This window comes from Streptomyces ferrugineus, from assembly GCF_015160855.1.
Classification (GTDB): domain Bacteria; phylum Actinomycetota; class Actinomycetes; order Streptomycetales; family Streptomycetaceae; genus Streptomyces; species Streptomyces ferrugineus.
Genome location: NZ_CP063373.1, coordinates 2,637,818 through 2,653,561 on the forward strand (window position 1 = coordinate 2,637,818; position 15,744 = coordinate 2,653,561).

Annotated in this window: 16 protein-coding genes; 11 read left to right on the plus strand and 5 right to left on the minus strand. The window is 71.9% G+C overall.

What is annotated here, in order from left to right:
• Positions 1-159 precede the first annotated feature (159 nt).
• The 3 genes from IM697_RS11990 (at position 160) to pgfA (ending at position 3,199) form a co-directional block, all read left to right on the plus strand.
• A complete protein-coding gene (locus tag IM697_RS11990; protein ID WP_194047389.1) occupies positions 160-1,911 on the plus strand; it encodes a lytic transglycosylase domain-containing protein in 1,752 nt (583 codons plus the stop codon).
• A gap of 134 nt (positions 1,912-2,045) precedes the next feature.
• A complete protein-coding gene (locus IM697_RS11995) occupies positions 2,046-2,180 on the plus strand; it encodes an SPW_0924 family protein (protein ID WP_107438846.1) in 135 nt (44 codons plus the stop codon).
• A 26-nt stretch (positions 2,181-2,206) separates the two neighbouring features.
• On the plus strand, positions 2,207-3,199 hold the full coding sequence (gene pgfA, locus IM697_RS12000) for a cell envelope lipid trafficking protein PgfA (protein ID WP_194047391.1): 993 nt from the start codon (positions 2,207-2,209) through the stop codon (positions 3,197-3,199).
• Here the strand turns inward: pgfA and hrpB are convergent.
• Positions 3,189-5,762: an ATP-dependent helicase HrpB gene (hrpB, locus tag IM697_RS12005; RefSeq protein WP_194047393.1), complete on the minus strand. Its 2,574-nt coding sequence runs from the start codon at positions 5,760-5,762 to the stop codon at positions 3,189-3,191. The genes pgfA and hrpB overlap by 11 nt on opposite strands.
• A gap of 4 nt (positions 5,763-5,766) precedes the next feature.
• Positions 5,767-6,600 (minus strand): class I SAM-dependent methyltransferase, encoded by an 834-nt coding sequence (locus IM697_RS12010; protein WP_194049682.1) that lies wholly within the window; start codon positions 6,598-6,600, stop codon positions 5,767-5,769.
• A gap of 375 nt (positions 6,601-6,975) precedes the next feature.
• Here IM697_RS12010 and rpsA point away from each other — a divergent pair, with 375 nt between their 5' ends.
• From rpsA to IM697_RS12030, 4 genes are all read left to right on the plus strand, one after another.
• On the plus strand, positions 6,976-8,472 hold the full coding sequence (gene rpsA / locus IM697_RS12015) for a 30S ribosomal protein S1 (protein WP_194047395.1): 1,497 nt from the start codon (positions 6,976-6,978) through the stop codon (positions 8,470-8,472).
• A 155-nt stretch (positions 8,473-8,627) separates the two neighbouring features.
• Positions 8,628-9,566, plus strand: coding sequence for a PAC2 family protein (locus IM697_RS12020; protein WP_194047397.1), 939 nt, complete (start codon positions 8,628-8,630; stop codon positions 9,564-9,566).
• A 53-nt stretch (positions 9,567-9,619) separates the two neighbouring features.
• Positions 9,620-10,255: a dephospho-CoA kinase gene (gene coaE / locus IM697_RS12025; RefSeq protein WP_194047399.1), complete on the plus strand. Its 636-nt coding sequence runs from the start codon at positions 9,620-9,622 to the stop codon at positions 10,253-10,255.
• Positions 10,256-10,305: 50 nt separating this feature from the next.
• Complete coding sequence (locus tag IM697_RS12030; protein WP_194047401.1) at positions 10,306-10,686, plus strand: tetratricopeptide repeat protein; 381 nt, start codon at positions 10,306-10,308, stop codon at positions 10,684-10,686.
• A gap of 22 nt (positions 10,687-10,708) precedes the next feature.
• Here the strand turns inward: IM697_RS12030 and IM697_RS12035 are convergent, their stop codons facing one another.
• Complete coding sequence (locus IM697_RS12035) at positions 10,709-11,038, minus strand: DUF6343 family protein (RefSeq protein WP_194047403.1); 330 nt, start codon at positions 11,036-11,038, stop codon at positions 10,709-10,711.
• Between the two features lie 65 nt (positions 11,039-11,103).
• Between IM697_RS12035 and IM697_RS12040 the strand changes: the two genes are divergently transcribed.
• Together IM697_RS12040 and IM697_RS12045 are read left to right on the plus strand one after the other, a co-directional pair.
• Positions 11,104-12,015, plus strand: a complete 912-nt coding sequence (locus IM697_RS12040; RefSeq protein ID WP_194047405.1) for an acyltransferase domain-containing protein — start codon at positions 11,104-11,106, stop codon at positions 12,013-12,015.
• Between the two features lie 88 nt (positions 12,016-12,103).
• The gene (locus IM697_RS12045; RefSeq protein ID WP_194047407.1) at positions 12,104-12,568 is read left to right on the plus strand and encodes a DoxX family protein; all 465 of its coding nucleotides are present in this window, start codon (positions 12,104-12,106) and stop codon (positions 12,566-12,568) included.
• An 86-nt stretch (positions 12,569-12,654) separates the two neighbouring features.
• On the opposite strand, the gene IM697_RS12050 is transcribed toward IM697_RS12045, so the two are convergent.
• Positions 12,655-13,188, minus strand: a complete 534-nt coding sequence (locus IM697_RS12050) for an RNA-binding S4 domain-containing protein (RefSeq protein WP_194047409.1) — start codon at positions 13,186-13,188, stop codon at positions 12,655-12,657.
• A gap of 52 nt (positions 13,189-13,240) precedes the next feature.
• On the opposite strand from IM697_RS12050, the gene IM697_RS12055 reads away from it, so the two are divergent.
• Together IM697_RS12055 and pip are read left to right on the plus strand one after the other, a co-directional pair.
• Complete coding sequence (locus IM697_RS12055) at positions 13,241-13,972, plus strand: uracil-DNA glycosylase (RefSeq protein WP_194047411.1); 732 nt, start codon at positions 13,241-13,243, stop codon at positions 13,970-13,972.
• A 9-nt stretch (positions 13,973-13,981) separates the two neighbouring features.
• Positions 13,982-14,944 (plus strand): prolyl aminopeptidase, encoded by a 963-nt coding sequence (pip, locus tag IM697_RS12060; RefSeq protein ID WP_194047413.1) that lies wholly within the window; start codon positions 13,982-13,984, stop codon positions 14,942-14,944.
• Here the strand turns inward: pip and IM697_RS12065 are convergent.
• Complete coding sequence (locus tag IM697_RS12065; RefSeq protein WP_194047415.1) at positions 14,941-15,603, minus strand: GntR family transcriptional regulator; 663 nt, start codon at positions 15,601-15,603, stop codon at positions 14,941-14,943. The two genes, pip and IM697_RS12065, sit on opposite strands and share 4 nt — an antisense overlap.
• Positions 15,604-15,744: the final 141 nt, after the last annotated feature.

Below are 15,744 nucleotides of genomic sequence, written 5' to 3' on the forward strand. Positions count from 1 at the left end.
CGCGACATCTGACAGCCGGATCGCATATGGCTAAATGGTGAAAATCGGACACCAATGGGTGCCCGTGCAAAGGAAGTTGTCGTAGGGTCGCCTGGGTCACCACGGCGAGCCCGCCAGACAGAGGCGGGCGCCCGGGCGTCCAGGGGAGGGGTCCATTTCATGGCGGCGCAATTCGGCAGGCTCCGCAAGGGCGCGGTGAACACCACGGTCGCCGCGGTCGTGGTCGCGGCACTGGCCGCGTCCCAGGCTCCGGGAGTGACGACCGACGACGCCGGCCGAAGAGTCTCCACCGGAACCCAGCCCTCGCCGGACACGCCCGCCGAGAACAGCGCCACCGGCAACTCGCCGTACTACACCGACCTGCCGCCGCTGAACAGCCCCAACCCCTCGCCCAGCGCCGACGACGACACCCCCGTCGCCACCGGCGAGAGCGAGGCGGGCATCCCCGCGACCGTCCTCGACGCCTACAAGAAGGCCGAGGCCGCGCTCCGGGAGGCCAAGCCCGGCTGCAACCTCCAGTGGCAGCTCCTCGCGGCCATCGGCAAGGTCGAGTCCGGCCAGGCCCGCGGCGGCCGCGTCGACGCCGACGGCAACACCCTCTCCGCGATACTCGGCCCCCAGCTCAACGGCAACGGCTTCGCCAGCATCAGCGACACCGACGGCGGCGCCTACGACGGGGACAGCTCCTACGACCGCGCCGTCGGCCCCATGCAGTTCATCCCGTCCACCTGGAAGTGGGCCGGCCGCGACGGCAACGGCGACGGCCGGAAGAACCCCAACAACGTCTACGACGCCGCGCTCGCCGCCGCCCACTATCTGTGCCGCTACGGCTGGGACCTGTCCACCCAGGGCGACCTGGACCGCGCGATCCTCAGCTACAACAACTCGCGGGACTACCTGAACCTGGTCCTGAGGTGGCTGGAGTACTACCGCAAGGGCACCCACGAGATCCCGGACGGCACCGGCACCCTCCCGTCCGACCGCAGCGACGACCACGCGGGGGCCAGTCCCTCGCCGTCGCCCACGCCGTCGAAGACACCCACGCCGTCGAAGACGCCCGGCGGCTCCGCCAAGCCCGGCGGCAACAGCGGCGGCTCCACGAGCCCCAAGCCGACCCCGCCGAGCACGACCCCGCCGAGTACGCCGCCGCCCAGCACGACGCCGCCCACCCCCACCGACACGGTCCACCACCTGGAGGACAGGGGCACCGCCAAGCTCACCGCGACGGCCGGCGACACCTTCGCCGGGCGGATCCGCACCCGCGCCGAGACCAAGGCCGGCGAGGGCGTCGCCAAGGTCCGCGTCCGCTTCACGATCGTCGGCACCACCGACGCCGCCTTCAGCAACGGCGAGAAGTACGCCACGACCCTCACCAACCTCTCCGGCGAGGCGGTGGCGCCCACGCTCAAGGCGGGCGAGAACACCGGGACGTTCGTCGTCCGGGCCACCGTCGTCGGCCGTACGATCACCGGCCTCGACTACAAGGCCACCGTCACCGAGCGCGCCGCCGACACCCTGACCCGCACCGGCGACAGCGAGCTCATCTGCACGCCTGGCGGCGAGTTCGCCGACCAGGTCGAGGTGAAGGCGACGTACCAGGGCGCCGTGGCCGACAAGGTCGCGGCCACCGCCACCCTCGTCAAGGCGGCCGACGACCCGACCGAGAACGACAAGGGCCCCTACTTCAAGGACGCCGACGGCAAGGCCGTACGCACCCTGAAGGACCTGGAGACGGACGCCGAGGGCCTGCTCAAGCTGCCCAAGCTGTACGCCGACGACGCCACCGGCACCTTCCTGCTCCGCATCGCCACCTCCGGCGGCGCGACCCTCACCGTCGAGCTGAAGGTGGCGGCCGAGTCGGCGGAGCCGACGCAGGAGCCGGCGAGCCCGTCGGCGAGCCCCAGCACCTGATCGCTCCCACGACCATGGCGGCGCCCCTCTTCGGAGGGGCGCCGCCGTCGTGTGCGACGTGTTCTCATCTCGCCCACCCGTTGCTACGGTGCCGAACCTGACGACCTATCAGTTCCAGTCCGTCGGGAGGCCGTATGCGCGCCCTGATCGCCGCCGCGACCGGACTCGCCGTCGCCCTCGCCCTGGTCCTCGCGCTCACCGCGATGGGCTCGCCGGCGGGTGAGACATCCCCCAAGCCGCTGCTGACGACGGTGCCCGCACACCCGTAACCGCCCCGTCCGGGAGGGAGGCCGAGATGCGCCGCAAGGCCAGTCTGATCCTGCTCGCCCTCGCCGTGTTCTTCGCGGCCCTGTCCCCGCTGCTGCGCTGGTACGCCTTCCCGCGCCTGGCCAAGATCCCGGCCGGCCAGTACCAGGACATGGTCCTGGAGGCGAAGGACGCCACCCTCCTCGACTACGGCACGATGCAGGCCCGCAAGGTCCCCAAGGTCACCATCGTGCAGACCCTCAAGGGCAACGTCGAGGAGTCGGAGAAGATCGAGAAGACGGCCGGGAAGGACGTGGTCGTCTGGGACGGCCTGTCCTACGTCGTCGGCCCCGACGGCAAGATGGTCTCCAAGATCCCCGAGCGCTACATCTTCGACGCCCACACCCAGGAACCCGTCCACGCCACCGGCGAGATGGTCGACGGCGACCCGGTGAAGCGGGGCGGCATCGAGTTCAAGTGGCCGTTCCTGACGGAGAAACGCGACTACGAGTACTTCGACGCCCAGGCGCGCGTCACCGCCCCCATCCACTACAAGGGCACCCGGAACTTCCGCGGCGTCGACGTCTACTACTTCGAGCAGACCATCCCCTGGACCAAGGTCGGGTTCCCCAGGACGATGCCGGTCGAGGGCATCACCCCGGAGTCGGTCGCCAAGACCGGCACGACCCGCTGGTACACCACGGTCCGCAAGTTCTGGGTCGAGCCCCTCACCGGCGCCCCCGTCTACGGCGAGGAGATCCACAAGGAGGAACTGCGCGGCGGCACCCTGCTCGGCGGCCGCGACAAGGTGACGGCGTTCGCGGGCCACGTGAAGATGCGCGAGGACTACATCGACCACACCGTGAACCTGGTCAAGTCCAACCGCACCCTGGTCCTGCTGATGACGTCGTACCTGCCCTGGGGCTTCCTGACCCTGGGCACCCTGCTCCTCGCCCTGTCCCTCTACCTGGAGGCCCGCAGCCGCCGCCCCCGCGACCCGGCACCCGCGAAGGACACCGAGCCCGAGCCGGTCAGCGCCTGAGCCGGGCGTTGGTGTGCCGGGTCGGCTCGGCGGTGGCGGGATCCTCCGGCCACGGATGCCTGGGATAGCGGCCGCGCAACTCCGCCCGTACGCCCTTGTAACCGTCCTTCCAGAAGGACGCGAGGTCTGCGGTGACGGCCGCGGGCCGCCCGGCGGGGGAGAGCAGATGGACGAGGAGCGGCACCCCGGCGACGGACGGCGACTCGTGCAGGCCGAACATCTCCTGCAACTTCACGGCGAGCACGGGCTGTTCCGGATTGCCGTAGTCGATCCTGATCCTGGACCCGCTCGGTACGGCGATGCGCTCCGGGGCGAGCTCGTCCAGCCGCCCGGCCTCCCCCGAGGCCCACGGCAGCAGCCGGCCCAGCGCCTGCCCGGCGTCGATCCGCGCCAGGTCGGCCCGTCGCCGCGCGCGGCTCAGCTCGGGCTCCAGCCATTCGTCCACGCGCGCGTGGAGCGCCTCGTCGGACACATCCGGCCACGGGGCGCCGAGGTGCAGGCGGAGGAACGCGAGCCGCCCGCGCAGCACGCCGGCGTCGGGGGACCAGCGCAACAGGCCCAGCCCTTCCTGCCGCAGCCCTTCGAGAAGCGCGTCGCGTACGAGTGCGGGGTCGGCGTCCGCCAAGGGCCGCGCCGCGAGCTCGATCGCCCCGAGCCGCTCGACCCGCCGGGCGACGACGTCCCCGTCGGCCCAGTGCACCTCCTGGCGCTCGGAGTACAGCGTGGCCGCCGCCGAGCGGGCCATGTCCTCGTCCACCGCGGCGGCGAGCTGCACGCGCGCGTGCCCCTTGCCGACGGGGCGGTCGGCGACGGCCACGGCGATCCAGGGAGCCCCGCGCAGGGCGGAGCCGTCGGGGAGTTCGGCGCGCGTCCCGGAGGCCATGAGGCAGGACCCGCCGTCGGCCCTGGCGACCCGCTCGGGGAAGGCGAGGGCGGCGACGAGTCCGACGCGGCTGTCCTCCCCGGCGTCCGTCCGACCCGCACCGCCACCCACGGCACCCGGCGAGGCATCGACGTTCACCTCTGTGGAGTGAGGGGCACCGGTGGGCGGGTGGGCGAACTCCGCGGCGACGGCCCGCAGGCGCCGCACTTCCGCCCGCCACCGCCCCGCGTAGGCGCCACCCCCACGCCGGGCGGCCCGCAACGCACCGGCGAGATCATCCCCGTACTCCCGCGGCGCTTGCTCACTCAGCAGTGCGACAACCTCCGCGGCCGGGTCCACCCCGACCAACGGAGCCGCGTCCATCAGGGCCCGTCCCAGCCGAGGGTGCAGACCCAGCCGAGCCAACCGCACGCCTCGCTCGGTCGCCCGCCCCGCGGAGTCCACCGCGCCGACTCCAGCGAGAGCGTCCCGCGCCGCCGCCATCGCCCCGGCCGGCGGCGGATCCAGCAGCGCAAGACCGGTCGCCTCCGGATCGCCCCAGCAGGACGCCTGCAACGCGAACGCCGTCAGGTCGGCCACCTTGATCTCCGGCGACGGGAAGCGCGGCAGACGCGTGTCCTCGGCCTCCGCCCAGCAGCGGTAGACCGCGCCCGGCGCCTCACGCCCGGCCCGCCCCGCCCGCTGCCGCCCGGCCGCCTGCGAGGCCCGCACCGTCGTCAGCGCGCTCAGCCCGCGCGCGTGGTCGACACGAGGCTCGCGCGCGAGGCCGGAGTCGACGACCACCCGCACCCCGGGAACCGTCACCGACGACTCCGCCACGGACGTCGCCAGCACCACCCGGCGCCGCTCCCCGCCGGCCAGCACCGCGTCCTGCACGGCCGCCGGGGCCCGCCCGTGCACCTGAAGCACCTCGGCGTCCCCGAGATCCCCCAGCTGTCCGGCCACCCGCGCGATCTCACCCACGCCGGGCAGGAAGCACAGCACGTCCCCGGCCCGCTCGGTCAGCGCCCGCCGCACCACCGACGCCACATGCGTCAGCAGCGCCGGGTCGACCCGCATGCCGTGCGGCGGGCGTACCGGGCGCGGCGGCGGCGCCCACACCACCTCCACGGGATGCGAGGCGCCCGCCGCCTCGACCACCGGCGCGTCACCCAGCAGCCGCGCCCACCCCTGCGCGTCCGTCGTCGCCGAAGCGGCCAGCAGCCGCAGTTCCGGCCGCAGCGTCTGGCGTACGTCCCACAGGAACGCCGCCACCGTGTCCGCGTCCAGATGACGCTCGTGGCACTCGTCGAGGACCACGACGTCCACGCCCGCGAGCTCCGGGTCGCGCTGCAGGCGCTGGAGCAGCACACCGGTCGTGACGACCTCCACGCGCGCGTGGCGCCCGACGACCCGCTCGCCGCGCACGGTGTAGCCGACGCTTCCGCCGACCTTCTCGCCCAGCAGCCACGCCATCCGCCGAGCCGCCGCCCGCGCCGCGATCCGCCGGGGCTCGGCGACCACGACGCGCCGCGCGGGCCCCTCGCCGAGCAGCCCCGCCAGCGCGAGCGGCACCAGCGTCGTCTTGCCGGTGCCGGGCGGCGCGACGAGCACCGCGGTGCCGTGCGCCTCCAGGGCGTCGGTCAGACCGGGCAGGGCGCCGCGTACGGGCAGCGCGTCCAGGGCGTCGTAACGGATCACGCTTTCAGTCTCGTACGCACACGAAGATCGCCGTCCCCGGGATCAGGTTCCCGCGCAGCGGCGACCAGCCGCCCCACTCGGAGGTGTTCCAGGCCGGCCACTCCGGCTCGACCAGGTCCACCAGCCGGAAACCCGCCGCCACGACGTCCCGCACCCGGTCGCCCACCGTGCGGTGATGCTCGACGTACACCGCTTCGCCGTCCTCGCCCTGCTCCACGTACGGCGTGCGGTCGAAGTAGGAGGCGGCCACGGACAGGCCCTCCGGGCCCGGCTCGTCCGGGAAGGCCCAGCGGATGGGGTGGGTGACCGAGAAGACGAAGCGCCCGCCGGGCCGTAGCACTCGTCGCACCTCGCGCAGCACCCGCACCGGGTCGGCCACGAACGGCAGCGCGCCGTACGCCGAGCACGCCAGGTCGAACGAGGCGTCGGCGAAGGGAAGCGCCCCCGCGTCGGCGCACACCAGAGGGAACGCGCCCCCGATCCGCAACGCGTGCTGGAGCTGCCGGTGGGAGAGGTCCAGGGCGACCGGGCGGGCCCCCTGCGCGGCCAGCCAGCGCGAGCACTGGGCGGCACCGGCGCCGATCTCCAGCACCTCCTTGCCCTTGAGGTCCTCCGACGGGCCGAGCAACTCGGCCTCCACCTCGTCCAGGCCTTCGGGGCCCCACACGAAGCGGTCGTCGCCGAGGAACGTGCCGTGCTCGATCTGGTACTCGTCGGCGTTGCGGTCCCACCAGCCCCGGTTGGCCCGGGAACTCTCGGCGACACCGGCCGCTCGCCGCGTGGCCTCGGGTTCGGAGGCGTCGGACGCGATCTCGGGCGATACGGGCTCTTGGATGATCGGCTCCCTCGTCGTACTCTTCCGTCACCTGAATGGCGCGGCCCCTCCCGGCGGTGTCACACAAGGGACTGCCCAAGGCCCATGTGGCCTCACAAGACAGGCTTTGTGCCGGGTATGGGGCGATCCGCCCCCGGTGTGCGGCTTCGCGCATTGACCATGTCCGGCTGCCCCCGTATGCTACAAGTTGCGCTGCGGGCCTGCGCACCTCAGACGTAGCAGGCTGCGCTCGCATCTGTTGTATGTCCCCTCGGTTGTCGAGGCGCCCCACGTTGTTGTGTGGCGCTTCCTTGGCTGTCCGGCTTCATCAGAGCGAAACGGGCTCCCGGCGTAAGCAGTGCCTACGACTTCAATGTCCGTACCGGAGCCCTTTCCCACATGACGAGCAGCACCGAGACCACCGCCACCACCCCGCAGGTAGCGGTCAACGACATCGGTAACGAGGAAGCTTTCCTCGCCGCGATCGACGAGACGATCAAGTACTTCAACGACGGCGACATCGTCGACGGCGTCATCGTGAAGGTCGACCGGGACGAGGTCCTGCTCGACATCGGTTACAAGACCGAAGGTGTCATCCCGAGCCGCGAGCTCTCGATCAAGCACGACGTCGACCCGAACGAGGTCGTCGCCGTCGGTGACGAGATCGAGGCCCTGGTCCTCCAGAAGGAGGACAAGGAAGGCCGCCTGATCCTCTCGAAGAAGCGCGCCCAGTACGAGCGTGCCTGGGGCACCATCGAGAAGATCAAGGAAGAGGACGGCATCGTCACCGGTACCGTCATCGAGGTCGTCAAGGGTGGTCTCATCCTCGACATCGGCCTCCGTGGCTTCCTGCCGGCCTCCCTGGTGGAGATGCGCCGCGTCCGCGACCTCCAGCCCTATGTGGGCAAGGAGCTCGAGGCGAAGATCATCGAGCTGGACAAGAACCGCAACAACGTGGTCCTGTCCCGCCGTGCCTGGCTGGAGCAGACCCAGTCCGAGGTCCGCCAGACGTTCCTCACCACCCTGCAGAAGGGTCAGGTCCGCTCCGGCGTGGTCTCCTCGATCGTCAACTTCGGTGCCTTCGTGGACCTGGGTGGCGTCGACGGTCTGGTCCACGTCTCCGAGCTGTCCTGGAAGCACATCGACCACCCCTCCGAGGTGGTCGAGGTGGGCCAGGAGGTCACCGTCGAGGTCCTGGACGTCGACATGGACCGCGAGCGTGTCTCCCTGTCGCTGAAGGCGACCCAGGAAGACCCGTGGCAGCAGTTCGCCCGCACCCACCAGATCGGCCAGGTCGTGCCCGGCAAGGTCACGAAGCTGGTGCCGTTCGGTGCGTTCGTCCGCGTCGACGAGGGCATCGAGGGTCTGGTGCACATCTCCGAGCTGGCCGAGCGCCACGTGGAGATCCCGGAGCAGGTCGTCCAGGTCAACGACGAGATCTTCGTCAAGGTCATCGACATCGACCTGGAGCGCCGTCGTATCAGCCTCTCGCTGAAGCAGGCCAACGAGTCCTTCGGTGCCGACCCGGCCTCGGTCGAGTTCGACCCGACCCTGTACGGCATGGCCGCCTCGTACGACGACCAGGGCAACTACATCTACCCCGAGGGCTTCGACCCCGAGACCAACGACTGGCTCGAGGGCTACGAGAAGCAGCGCGAGGAGTGGGAGCGCCAGTACGCCGAGGCGCAGCAGCGCTTCGAGCAGCACCAGCAGCAGGTCATCAAGTCCCGCGAGGCCGACGCGGCGGCTGCCGCCGAGGGCGGCGACACCGCGGGTGCGGCTCCGGCCGCGGGTGGCGGTTCGTACTCCTCCGAGGGCGCCGACCAGTCCGGCGCGCTGGCCTCGGACGAGGCGCTTGCCGCGCTGCGCGAGAAGCTCGCCGGCGGCCAGAGCTGAGCCGACGCTCACTGAGCAGTAGCTCCTGACTGAGGGGCCGTACCTTTCGGGGTGCGGCCCCTCAGTGTTGCGGTCAAGATCACGGATCTCCCCTCCGGGAATGCCCGTGCCCGTAAGGGCGTTGTCACGTACGGACACAAGGAGGAGCGGTCACAGTGCTTGATCCGCAGGGTTTGTACGCATGGGAGCCGAAGGGCCTCGCCGTCGTCGACATGGCGCTCGCCCAGGAGTCGGCCGGTCTTGTCATGCTCTACCACTTCGACGGATACATCGACGCGGGCGAGACCGGCGACCAGATCGTCGACGGCCTCCTGGACTCACTGCCCCACCAGGTCGTCGCCCGCTTCGACCACGACCGGCTGGTGGACTACCGCGCCCGCCGACCGCTGCTGACGTTCAAGCGCGACCGCTGGGCCGACTACGAGGTGCCGGCCATCGAGGTGCGGCTGGTGCAGGACGCCACCGGGGCGCCCTTCCTGCTGCTGTCCGGGCCCGAGCCGGACGTGGAGTGGGAGCGCTTCGCCGCCGCCGTCAAGGAGATCGTGGAGCGGCTCGGGGTGAGGCTGTCGGTGAACTTCCACGGCATCCCCATGGGCGTCCCGCACACCCGCCCGGTCGGCCTCACCCCGCACGGCAACCGCACCGACCTCGTCCCGGGCCACAGCAGCCCCTTCGACGAGGCGCAGGTGCCCGGCAGCGCCGAGTCCCTCGTCGAGTACCGGCTGATGGAGTCCGGGCACGACGTGCTGGGCGTCGCCGCGCACGTCCCGCACTACATCGCCCGCTCCCCGTACCCGGACGCGGCCCTGACCGTCCTGGAGGCCGTCACGGCGGCGACCGGACTGGTCCTGCCCGGCGTCGCGCACTCCCTGCGCACCGACGCCCACCGCACGCAGAACGAGATCGACCGCCAGATCCGCGAGGGCGACGAGGAGCTCACCAACCTCGTCGAGGGCCTCGAGCACCAGTACGACGCCATCGCCGGCGCCGAGACCCGCGGCAACATGCTCGCCGAGCCGGTCGACATCCCCTCGGCGGACGAGATCGGCCGCGAGTTCGAGCGGTTCCTCGCGGAGCGGGAGGGCGACGGCTGAGGCGCACCGGTCCCGCCGGGGGCGCTGTCAGTGGCAGGGCCTAAGCTCGACGCATGCTGAAGGTGGGCCTGACCGGCGGCATCGGTGCCGGTAAGAGCGAGGTGTCGCGGCTGCTCGTGGAACACGGGGCCGTGTTGATCGACGCGGACCGGATCGCGCGGGAGGTCGTCGCACCGGGCACGCCCGGGCTCGCCGCCGTCGTCGAGGCGTTCGGCGAGGAGGTGCTCGCCGCGGACGGCAGCCTGGACCGGCCCAAGCTGGGCTCGATCGTCTTCGCCGACGCGGACCGGCTCGCCGTGCTGAACTCGATCGTGCACCCCCTCGTCGGCGCCCGCTCCCGTGAGCTGGAGGAGGCCGCCGCCCAGGACGCCGTGGTCATCCACGACGTCCCGCTCCTCACGGAGAACGGCCTCGCGCCGCTGTACGACGTCGTGGTCGTCGTCGACGCCAGTCCCGGGACCCAGCTCGACCGCCTCGTCCGGCTGCGCGGCATGACCGAGGAGGACGCACGCGCGCGGATGGCCGCGCAGGCGACGCGGGACAGCCGCCTGGAGATCGCGGACATCGTCATCGACAACGACGTACCGCTGGAAGAGCTCCAGCGGCGCGTGAAGGACGTATGGGACGAGCTCGTGCGCAGAGCCCACGGGGCACACCAGGGGCGGCGGTCCCCGTCGCCACAGGAATAGCCGTGCTCCGTTCGTGCGTTGAACCCTCCCAGTGAGGGAAGGACTCTGCCGTGCCCGAGACCAGCGGTTCCACCGGACGTACCCCGGAGACGCATGTCATCGACTTCCGTGCCGCCGAGCAACTGCTGGCCGCGCGGGATCCGCGGGGCGCGGTGAAGCTGCTGGACGGGGTCATCGCCGCGCACCCGGAGAACACCGCGGCCCGGCTGCTGCGCGCGCGTGCCTTCTTCGCCGCGGCGCAACTGCGGCCCGCCGAGCTGGAGTTCACCATCGTCCTGGAGCGCGAGCCGGACAACGCGTTCGCGCACTTCGCGCTCGCCCGCACCTACGAGCGGCAGGGCCGGCACGACCAGGCCAAGCGCCACTTCCGGCTGGCCGCCGCGCTCGACCCGAACCCCCGGTTCCTGAAGGCGGCGCGGTTCGACGCGTGAGCGGCGACTCGGGGTGACGGCCCTAGGGGGCGCGGTTCCCCGGCGGTGGCCGGGGCGGGCGGTACTCGGAGGGTGGCCCCTGCGGGCGGTGGGGAAGGTTCTCGACCGGGGAGTACGGCGGTATGTCGCGGCCCGGCTGGTAGTGCGGGCCTTGGCGGATGTGCCTGAGAACCATCACCATGTCGATCGTGATCACCAGCCACAGCACCCCGCAGGCCACCGCCCACCCCGGGCGGCCCGCGAGCGCGAACGCGGCGGTGCCGAAGACCGCCCACAGCAGGCCCCACACGCACAGCCAGAACCGGACCCGCAGCGCACTGCGTGCCGTCGTCGGCTCACTGCCCGTACGCATCGGAAATCACCGCTCCTCCTTGAAAAGTACTCCTCGTACTCCTCGTTCTCCCAGCAGGGGGCCTCGTGCTGCCGGACACCGATGAACTGGCCGAAGTGCTGCTCGACCTCTCCGTGCCCCACGAGGACGTCAACGACCTGGTGCGGATGGGTCGGCGGGTGACGGACGACCCCGAGCTGCGGCAGTTCCTTCAGCGGTCCGTCGATGAGCTGGTCCGGGGGATGGGCGAGGTCGGCGGCGCCGTCGACCTGCCCGATCTCGACTGGGCCTCGGGGCCCCTGCAGCGCTGCTTTCCCGTGTACGTGTTCGTGGCGGCGCTGCCGTACACGCGCGCCTACCACCGCGAGCGCGGCATCCCGGCCGACGTCTCCCGGCGCACCCTGGCCGACCTCGGGCGGAACATGGCCGTGCACCGCAGACGGCACGGCCGGGCGGGACTGCAGGCCCCGTGGTGGCTCATCCACCACTTCCGCGGCGAGCTGTACCAGCTGGGCCGACTGCAGTTCGAGCGGGCGCGGCTCGGGCAGCGTACGGGGACCAGGCTCGCGGTGACGGGGCTCGATGTCGGGCCGGACTCGCTCTGCCTCAATCTGCACATACCCGACTTCCAGGGGCCGATGTCCCCGGTCGCCGTCGAGCGGTCGCTGGCGATGGCCCGGGAGTTCTTCCCCCTGCACTTCCCGCGGGAGCGGTACCGGGTGGTGACCTGCCACTCCTGGCTGCTGGACGCACAGCTCAAGAACTACCTGCCCGCCGACTCCAACATCGTCCGGTTCCAGCAGCGGTTCCGCCTCGCCCGTGAGGACCGGGAACTGGCCGACACCGAGCCGGTCCAATTCGTCTTCGGGGACCCCGAGTTGCCGATCGAGAGCCTGCCGCGCGGCACGGCCGTGGAGCGGGCGGTCGGGGACCATCTGCGGGCGGGCGGGCACTGGTACATCGGGCATGGCTGGCTGCCGTTCGACAGGAACGGCTGAAATTCCGTTCGTACGGCGATGAGTTCGACAGCGAGTGCCGGTCTACCTCTGTGACAGCACCACGGACCGCTGAACACAGGAGACCCCCATGTCCGAGAGCACCGCCTCCGTCACCACCGTCACCACCGTCACCTCCCGCCCCGTCATCGCCGAGTCCGCGACGCCGCGCGGCCGCCGCGCCCGGATCGCCCTGCGCGGCCTTCAGATCCTGCTCGCCCTCTTCTACGCCGTCGCGAGCGCGCTGCCCAAGCTGATCGCGCACCCGTCGGCGGCCGAGGGCTTCGAGGAGCTCGGCTGGGGCAGCGCGGGGATGTACACCATCGGTGCCCTCGAACTGGCCGGTGCCGTCGCGCTGTTGATCCCGGTGCTGCAGTCGGTGGCGGCGATGGCGCTGAGCGCGCTGATGGTGGGCGCCTTCGTCGTCACCATCACCGCCTTCGACGGCGAGAACGCGGCGACGCCGCTGATCCTGATCGTGCCGCTGGCCCTGATCGCCTGGGCACGGCGGAGTTCCAACGCGGACCTGCTGCGGCTGGTACGACGACGCGCGTGAGCGGCGACGACGTCGATGGCGTCCGGCTCGGGCCTTCTCGGCCTGCCGGACGCCATCGCCGTATGGCATGCGCGCCGTGCCCTGTGTCAGTGCTCGCGTGGTCGTCCCGCGCCGCCGCCCATGAGGCCGCGCAGGCGTTCCATCTCGCGGCGGTCCCGCTTGGTCGGGCGGCCGGTGCCGCGGTCGCGGATGCCGGCCGGGGCGACGGCCTCGCGCGGCGGGGGAGGGGGCGAGTTGTCGACGTAGCACTGGATCGCCACGGGGGCGCCGACCCGCTTGCGGATGAGCCGCTTGACGACGACGATCCGCTCCCGGTTCTCCTGCCGCAGCCGGACCTCGTCGCCGATGCGCAGGGAGTGGGAGGGCTTCACGCTCTGGCCGTTCACGCGCACATGCCCGCCCTTGCAGGCGGTGGCGCCCAGCGAGCGGGTCTTCACCAGGCGTACGGCCCAGATCCAGCTGTCGATCCGCACGGATTCGCCGTTCTGGGGACCGGCGGCCTCGGCCGCGGCCACGGCGGCGGCGATCTTCGGGTCGACGGCCTGCTCGCCACTCGCCGGGTCCGGCCGCGGTGCCTCGGCCGCGCCGCCCGTCTTCGCCTCGTCATCCTCGGAAGCCATGCCTCGACCTTAGTCCTCGCCGGGAGACCGGTCGTCGCGTTAATGCCGGTTGATGCCGGGACGGCTTTACGGTGGAGCTGTGGACGCCCTCGCCGACCTCGACCTGCGGATCGCGGGCTGCCGGGCCTGTCCGCGGCTGGTCGACTGGCGTGAGGAGGTGGCCCGCACCAGGCGCGCCGCCTTCGCCGACCAGACGTACTGGGGCCGCCCGGTGCCCGGCTTCGGCCCGCCGGACGCCAGGCTGCTGATCGTCGGGCTCGCCCCGGCGGCCCACGGCGGCAACCGCACCGGCCGGATGTTCACCGGGGACCGCTCCGGTGACGTGCTGTACCAGGCGCTGTACGACGTGGGCCTCGCCTCGCAGCCCACGTCGGTCGCCGTCGGCGACGGCCTGGAGCTGTACGGCGTCCGCGTCACGGCCCCCGTGCACTGCGCGCCGCCCGCCAACAAGCCCACCCCCGGCGAGCGCGAGACCTGCCGGCCCTGGCTCGTCCAGGAGCTGAGGCTGCTGCGGCCGACCCTGCGAGCGGTCGTCGCGCTGGGCGCCTTCGGCTGGCAGGCGACGCTGCCCGCGCTGACGGAGGCGGGGTGGAGCGTGCCCCGGCCGCGGCCCGCGTTCACGCACGGGGCGCGGGTCGCGCTGGACGGGCTCGACCTGTTCGGCTGCTTCCACGTCAGCCAGCGCAACACCTTCACCGGCCGGCTCACGCCCGCGATGCTGCGCGAGGTGCTGCGTACGGCGGCTGCGGCGGCGGGCCTGCGCGGAGCGCCGTACGACGGCTAGGGTCGCCGGATGGCCCTCTACCCGGAGATCGAACCGTACGACCACGGCATGCTCGACGTGGGTGACGGCAACCGCGTGTACTGGGAGACCTGCGGAAATCCGCACGGCAAGCCGGCCCTGGTGCTGCACGGTGGGCCGGGCTCCCGCAGCGATCCGTGGTTCCGGCGGCTGTTCAACCCCGACGCCTATCGCGTCGTGCTGCTGGACCAGCGCGGGTGCGGGCGTTCGACGCCGCCCGCGAGCGCGTACGAGACGGACATGAGCGTCAACACGACGGACCGTCTGATGGCGGATCTGGAGCTGCTGCGGAGGCATCTCGGGATCGAGCGGTGGCTGGTGTGGGGCGTCTCGTGGGGCTCGGTGCTCGGGCTGCGGTACGCCCAGACACATCCCGGTGTCGTCGCCGAGCTGGTCCTCGCGGGGGTGGCCACCGGTTCCCGCGCCGAAGTCGCCCTGATGACCAAGGGGCTGGGACAGTTCTTCCCCGAGGCGTTCGAGCGGTTCCTCGCCGAAGTGCCCGAGGAGGAGCGGGTGGGGAATCTCGCGGCCGCGTACAACCGGCTGATCGAGTCGCCCGATCCGCGGGTGCGGGCGCGGGTGGCACGCGCCTGGACCGACTGGGAGACGGCTGTCGCCGCCGCCCCGCCGCGCTCCGTCCCGCGCTATGAGGATCCGGTGTTCCGCATGGGCTTCGCCCGCACCGTGACGCACTACTGGGGCAACGACCACTTCCTGGGCGAGGGCGACGAGGACGGCGTCGTCCTGCGGGACGCGCCCCTGCTGAAGGACATCCCGGGCACCCTGGTCCAGGGCAGCCTCGACCCCGGCAACCTCCTCGGTGTCGTCTGGCGCCTCCACCACGCCTGGCCCGGCAGCGAGCTGATCGTCGTCGACGACGTGGGGCACAGCGCCGGGGCGCCGGACATGGCGGACGCGCTGGTGGCGGCGACGGACAAGTACGCGGGGCGCTAACCGGCTTCCTCCCCGAACAGCTGCCGTACCGTCGAGCGGTAGTTGGTCCGCACGTGGGCCAGCGCGTGCGCACGCGCCCGGGCCGGGTCGCCGGAGGCGATCGCCTCGTACAGCTCGCGGTGCTCGACGAGGAGTTGGGGCCACTCCTCGTTGCGCCGGGTCATCCAGCGCAGTCGGCCGGCGACCGGTTCCAGGGCCTCGATCAGCAGGTTGTTGTCCGCCATGGCCACGATGCGGTCGTGCAGCCGGCTGTTGATGTCCGTGATCGCCTCCGCGTCCCCCGCCTCGGTCGCGGCGGCCGCCTGGTCGAGGAGCTGCTCCACCTCGGCCAGGTCCTTCGGCGTGGCCCGTGCGGCGGCGAGCCCGGCCGCGTACACCTCCAGGGCCTCGCGCAGCTCGAAGAGCTCCTTGACGTCGGCCGGGGTCAGCCGGCGCACGACCGTGCGGCGTGCCGACTCGAAGTGGACGAAGCCCTCGGTGACCAGGGCCCGGATCGCCTCGCGGACCGGCACGCGCGAGACGCCGAGGCGCTCGGCGAGCTCCCGCTCCACGAGCCGGTCGCCTGGCCGCAGGCGCCCGGCGATGATGTCCTGCCGCAGGGTCGCCAGGACGCGTTCCCGTACCGCGCCGAGGGGTTCGATCTTCGTCGTGGAGCTCATGAGGCCATCTTCGCCGACCCCGGGCGTCTTTTACCGAGCGTTAACGAGAGCGACATCGGTCGGAACTGTTGACGGGAGGACCATGTCCGCAGTTTGGTATACCAAACGCCCTCCACAAGTAGTCTTCCCGTCCCCCGGCTC

What these genes read in the sequence shown, in the direction of transcription:
- IM697_RS11990 (WP_194047389.1), top strand. Translation starts at nt 160, where the DNA reads ATGGCGGCGCAATTCGGCAGGCTCCGCAAGGGCGCGGTGAACACCACG.
- IM697_RS12050 (WP_194047409.1), bottom strand. Translation starts at nt 13,188, where the DNA reads ATGGCTTCCGAGGATGACGAGGCGAAGACGGGCGGCGCGGCCGAGGCA.
- pgfA (WP_194047391.1), top strand. Translation starts at nt 2,207, where the DNA reads ATGCGCCGCAAGGCCAGTCTGATCCTGCTCGCCCTCGCCGTGTTCTTC.
- coaE (WP_194047399.1), top strand. Translation starts at nt 9,620, where the DNA reads ATGCTGAAGGTGGGCCTGACCGGCGGCATCGGTGCCGGTAAGAGCGAG.
- IM697_RS12065 (WP_194047415.1), bottom strand. Translation starts at nt 15,603, where the DNA reads ATGAGCTCCACGACGAAGATCGAACCCCTCGGCGCGGTACGGGAACGC.
- pip (WP_194047413.1), top strand. Translation starts at nt 13,982, where the DNA reads ATGGCCCTCTACCCGGAGATCGAACCGTACGACCACGGCATGCTCGAC.
- rpsA (WP_194047395.1), top strand. Translation starts at nt 6,976, where the DNA reads ATGACGAGCAGCACCGAGACCACCGCCACCACCCCGCAGGTAGCGGTC.
- IM697_RS11995 (WP_107438846.1), top strand. Translation starts at nt 2,046, where the DNA reads ATGCGCGCCCTGATCGCCGCCGCGACCGGACTCGCCGTCGCCCTCGCC.
- IM697_RS12045 (WP_194047407.1), top strand. Translation starts at nt 12,104, where the DNA reads ATGTCCGAGAGCACCGCCTCCGTCACCACCGTCACCACCGTCACCTCC.
- IM697_RS12055 (WP_194047411.1), top strand. Translation starts at nt 13,241, where the DNA reads ATGCCGGGACGGCTTTACGGTGGAGCTGTGGACGCCCTCGCCGACCTC.
- IM697_RS12035 (WP_194047403.1), bottom strand. Translation starts at nt 11,038, where the DNA reads ATGCGTACGGGCAGTGAGCCGACGACGGCACGCAGTGCGCTGCGGGTC.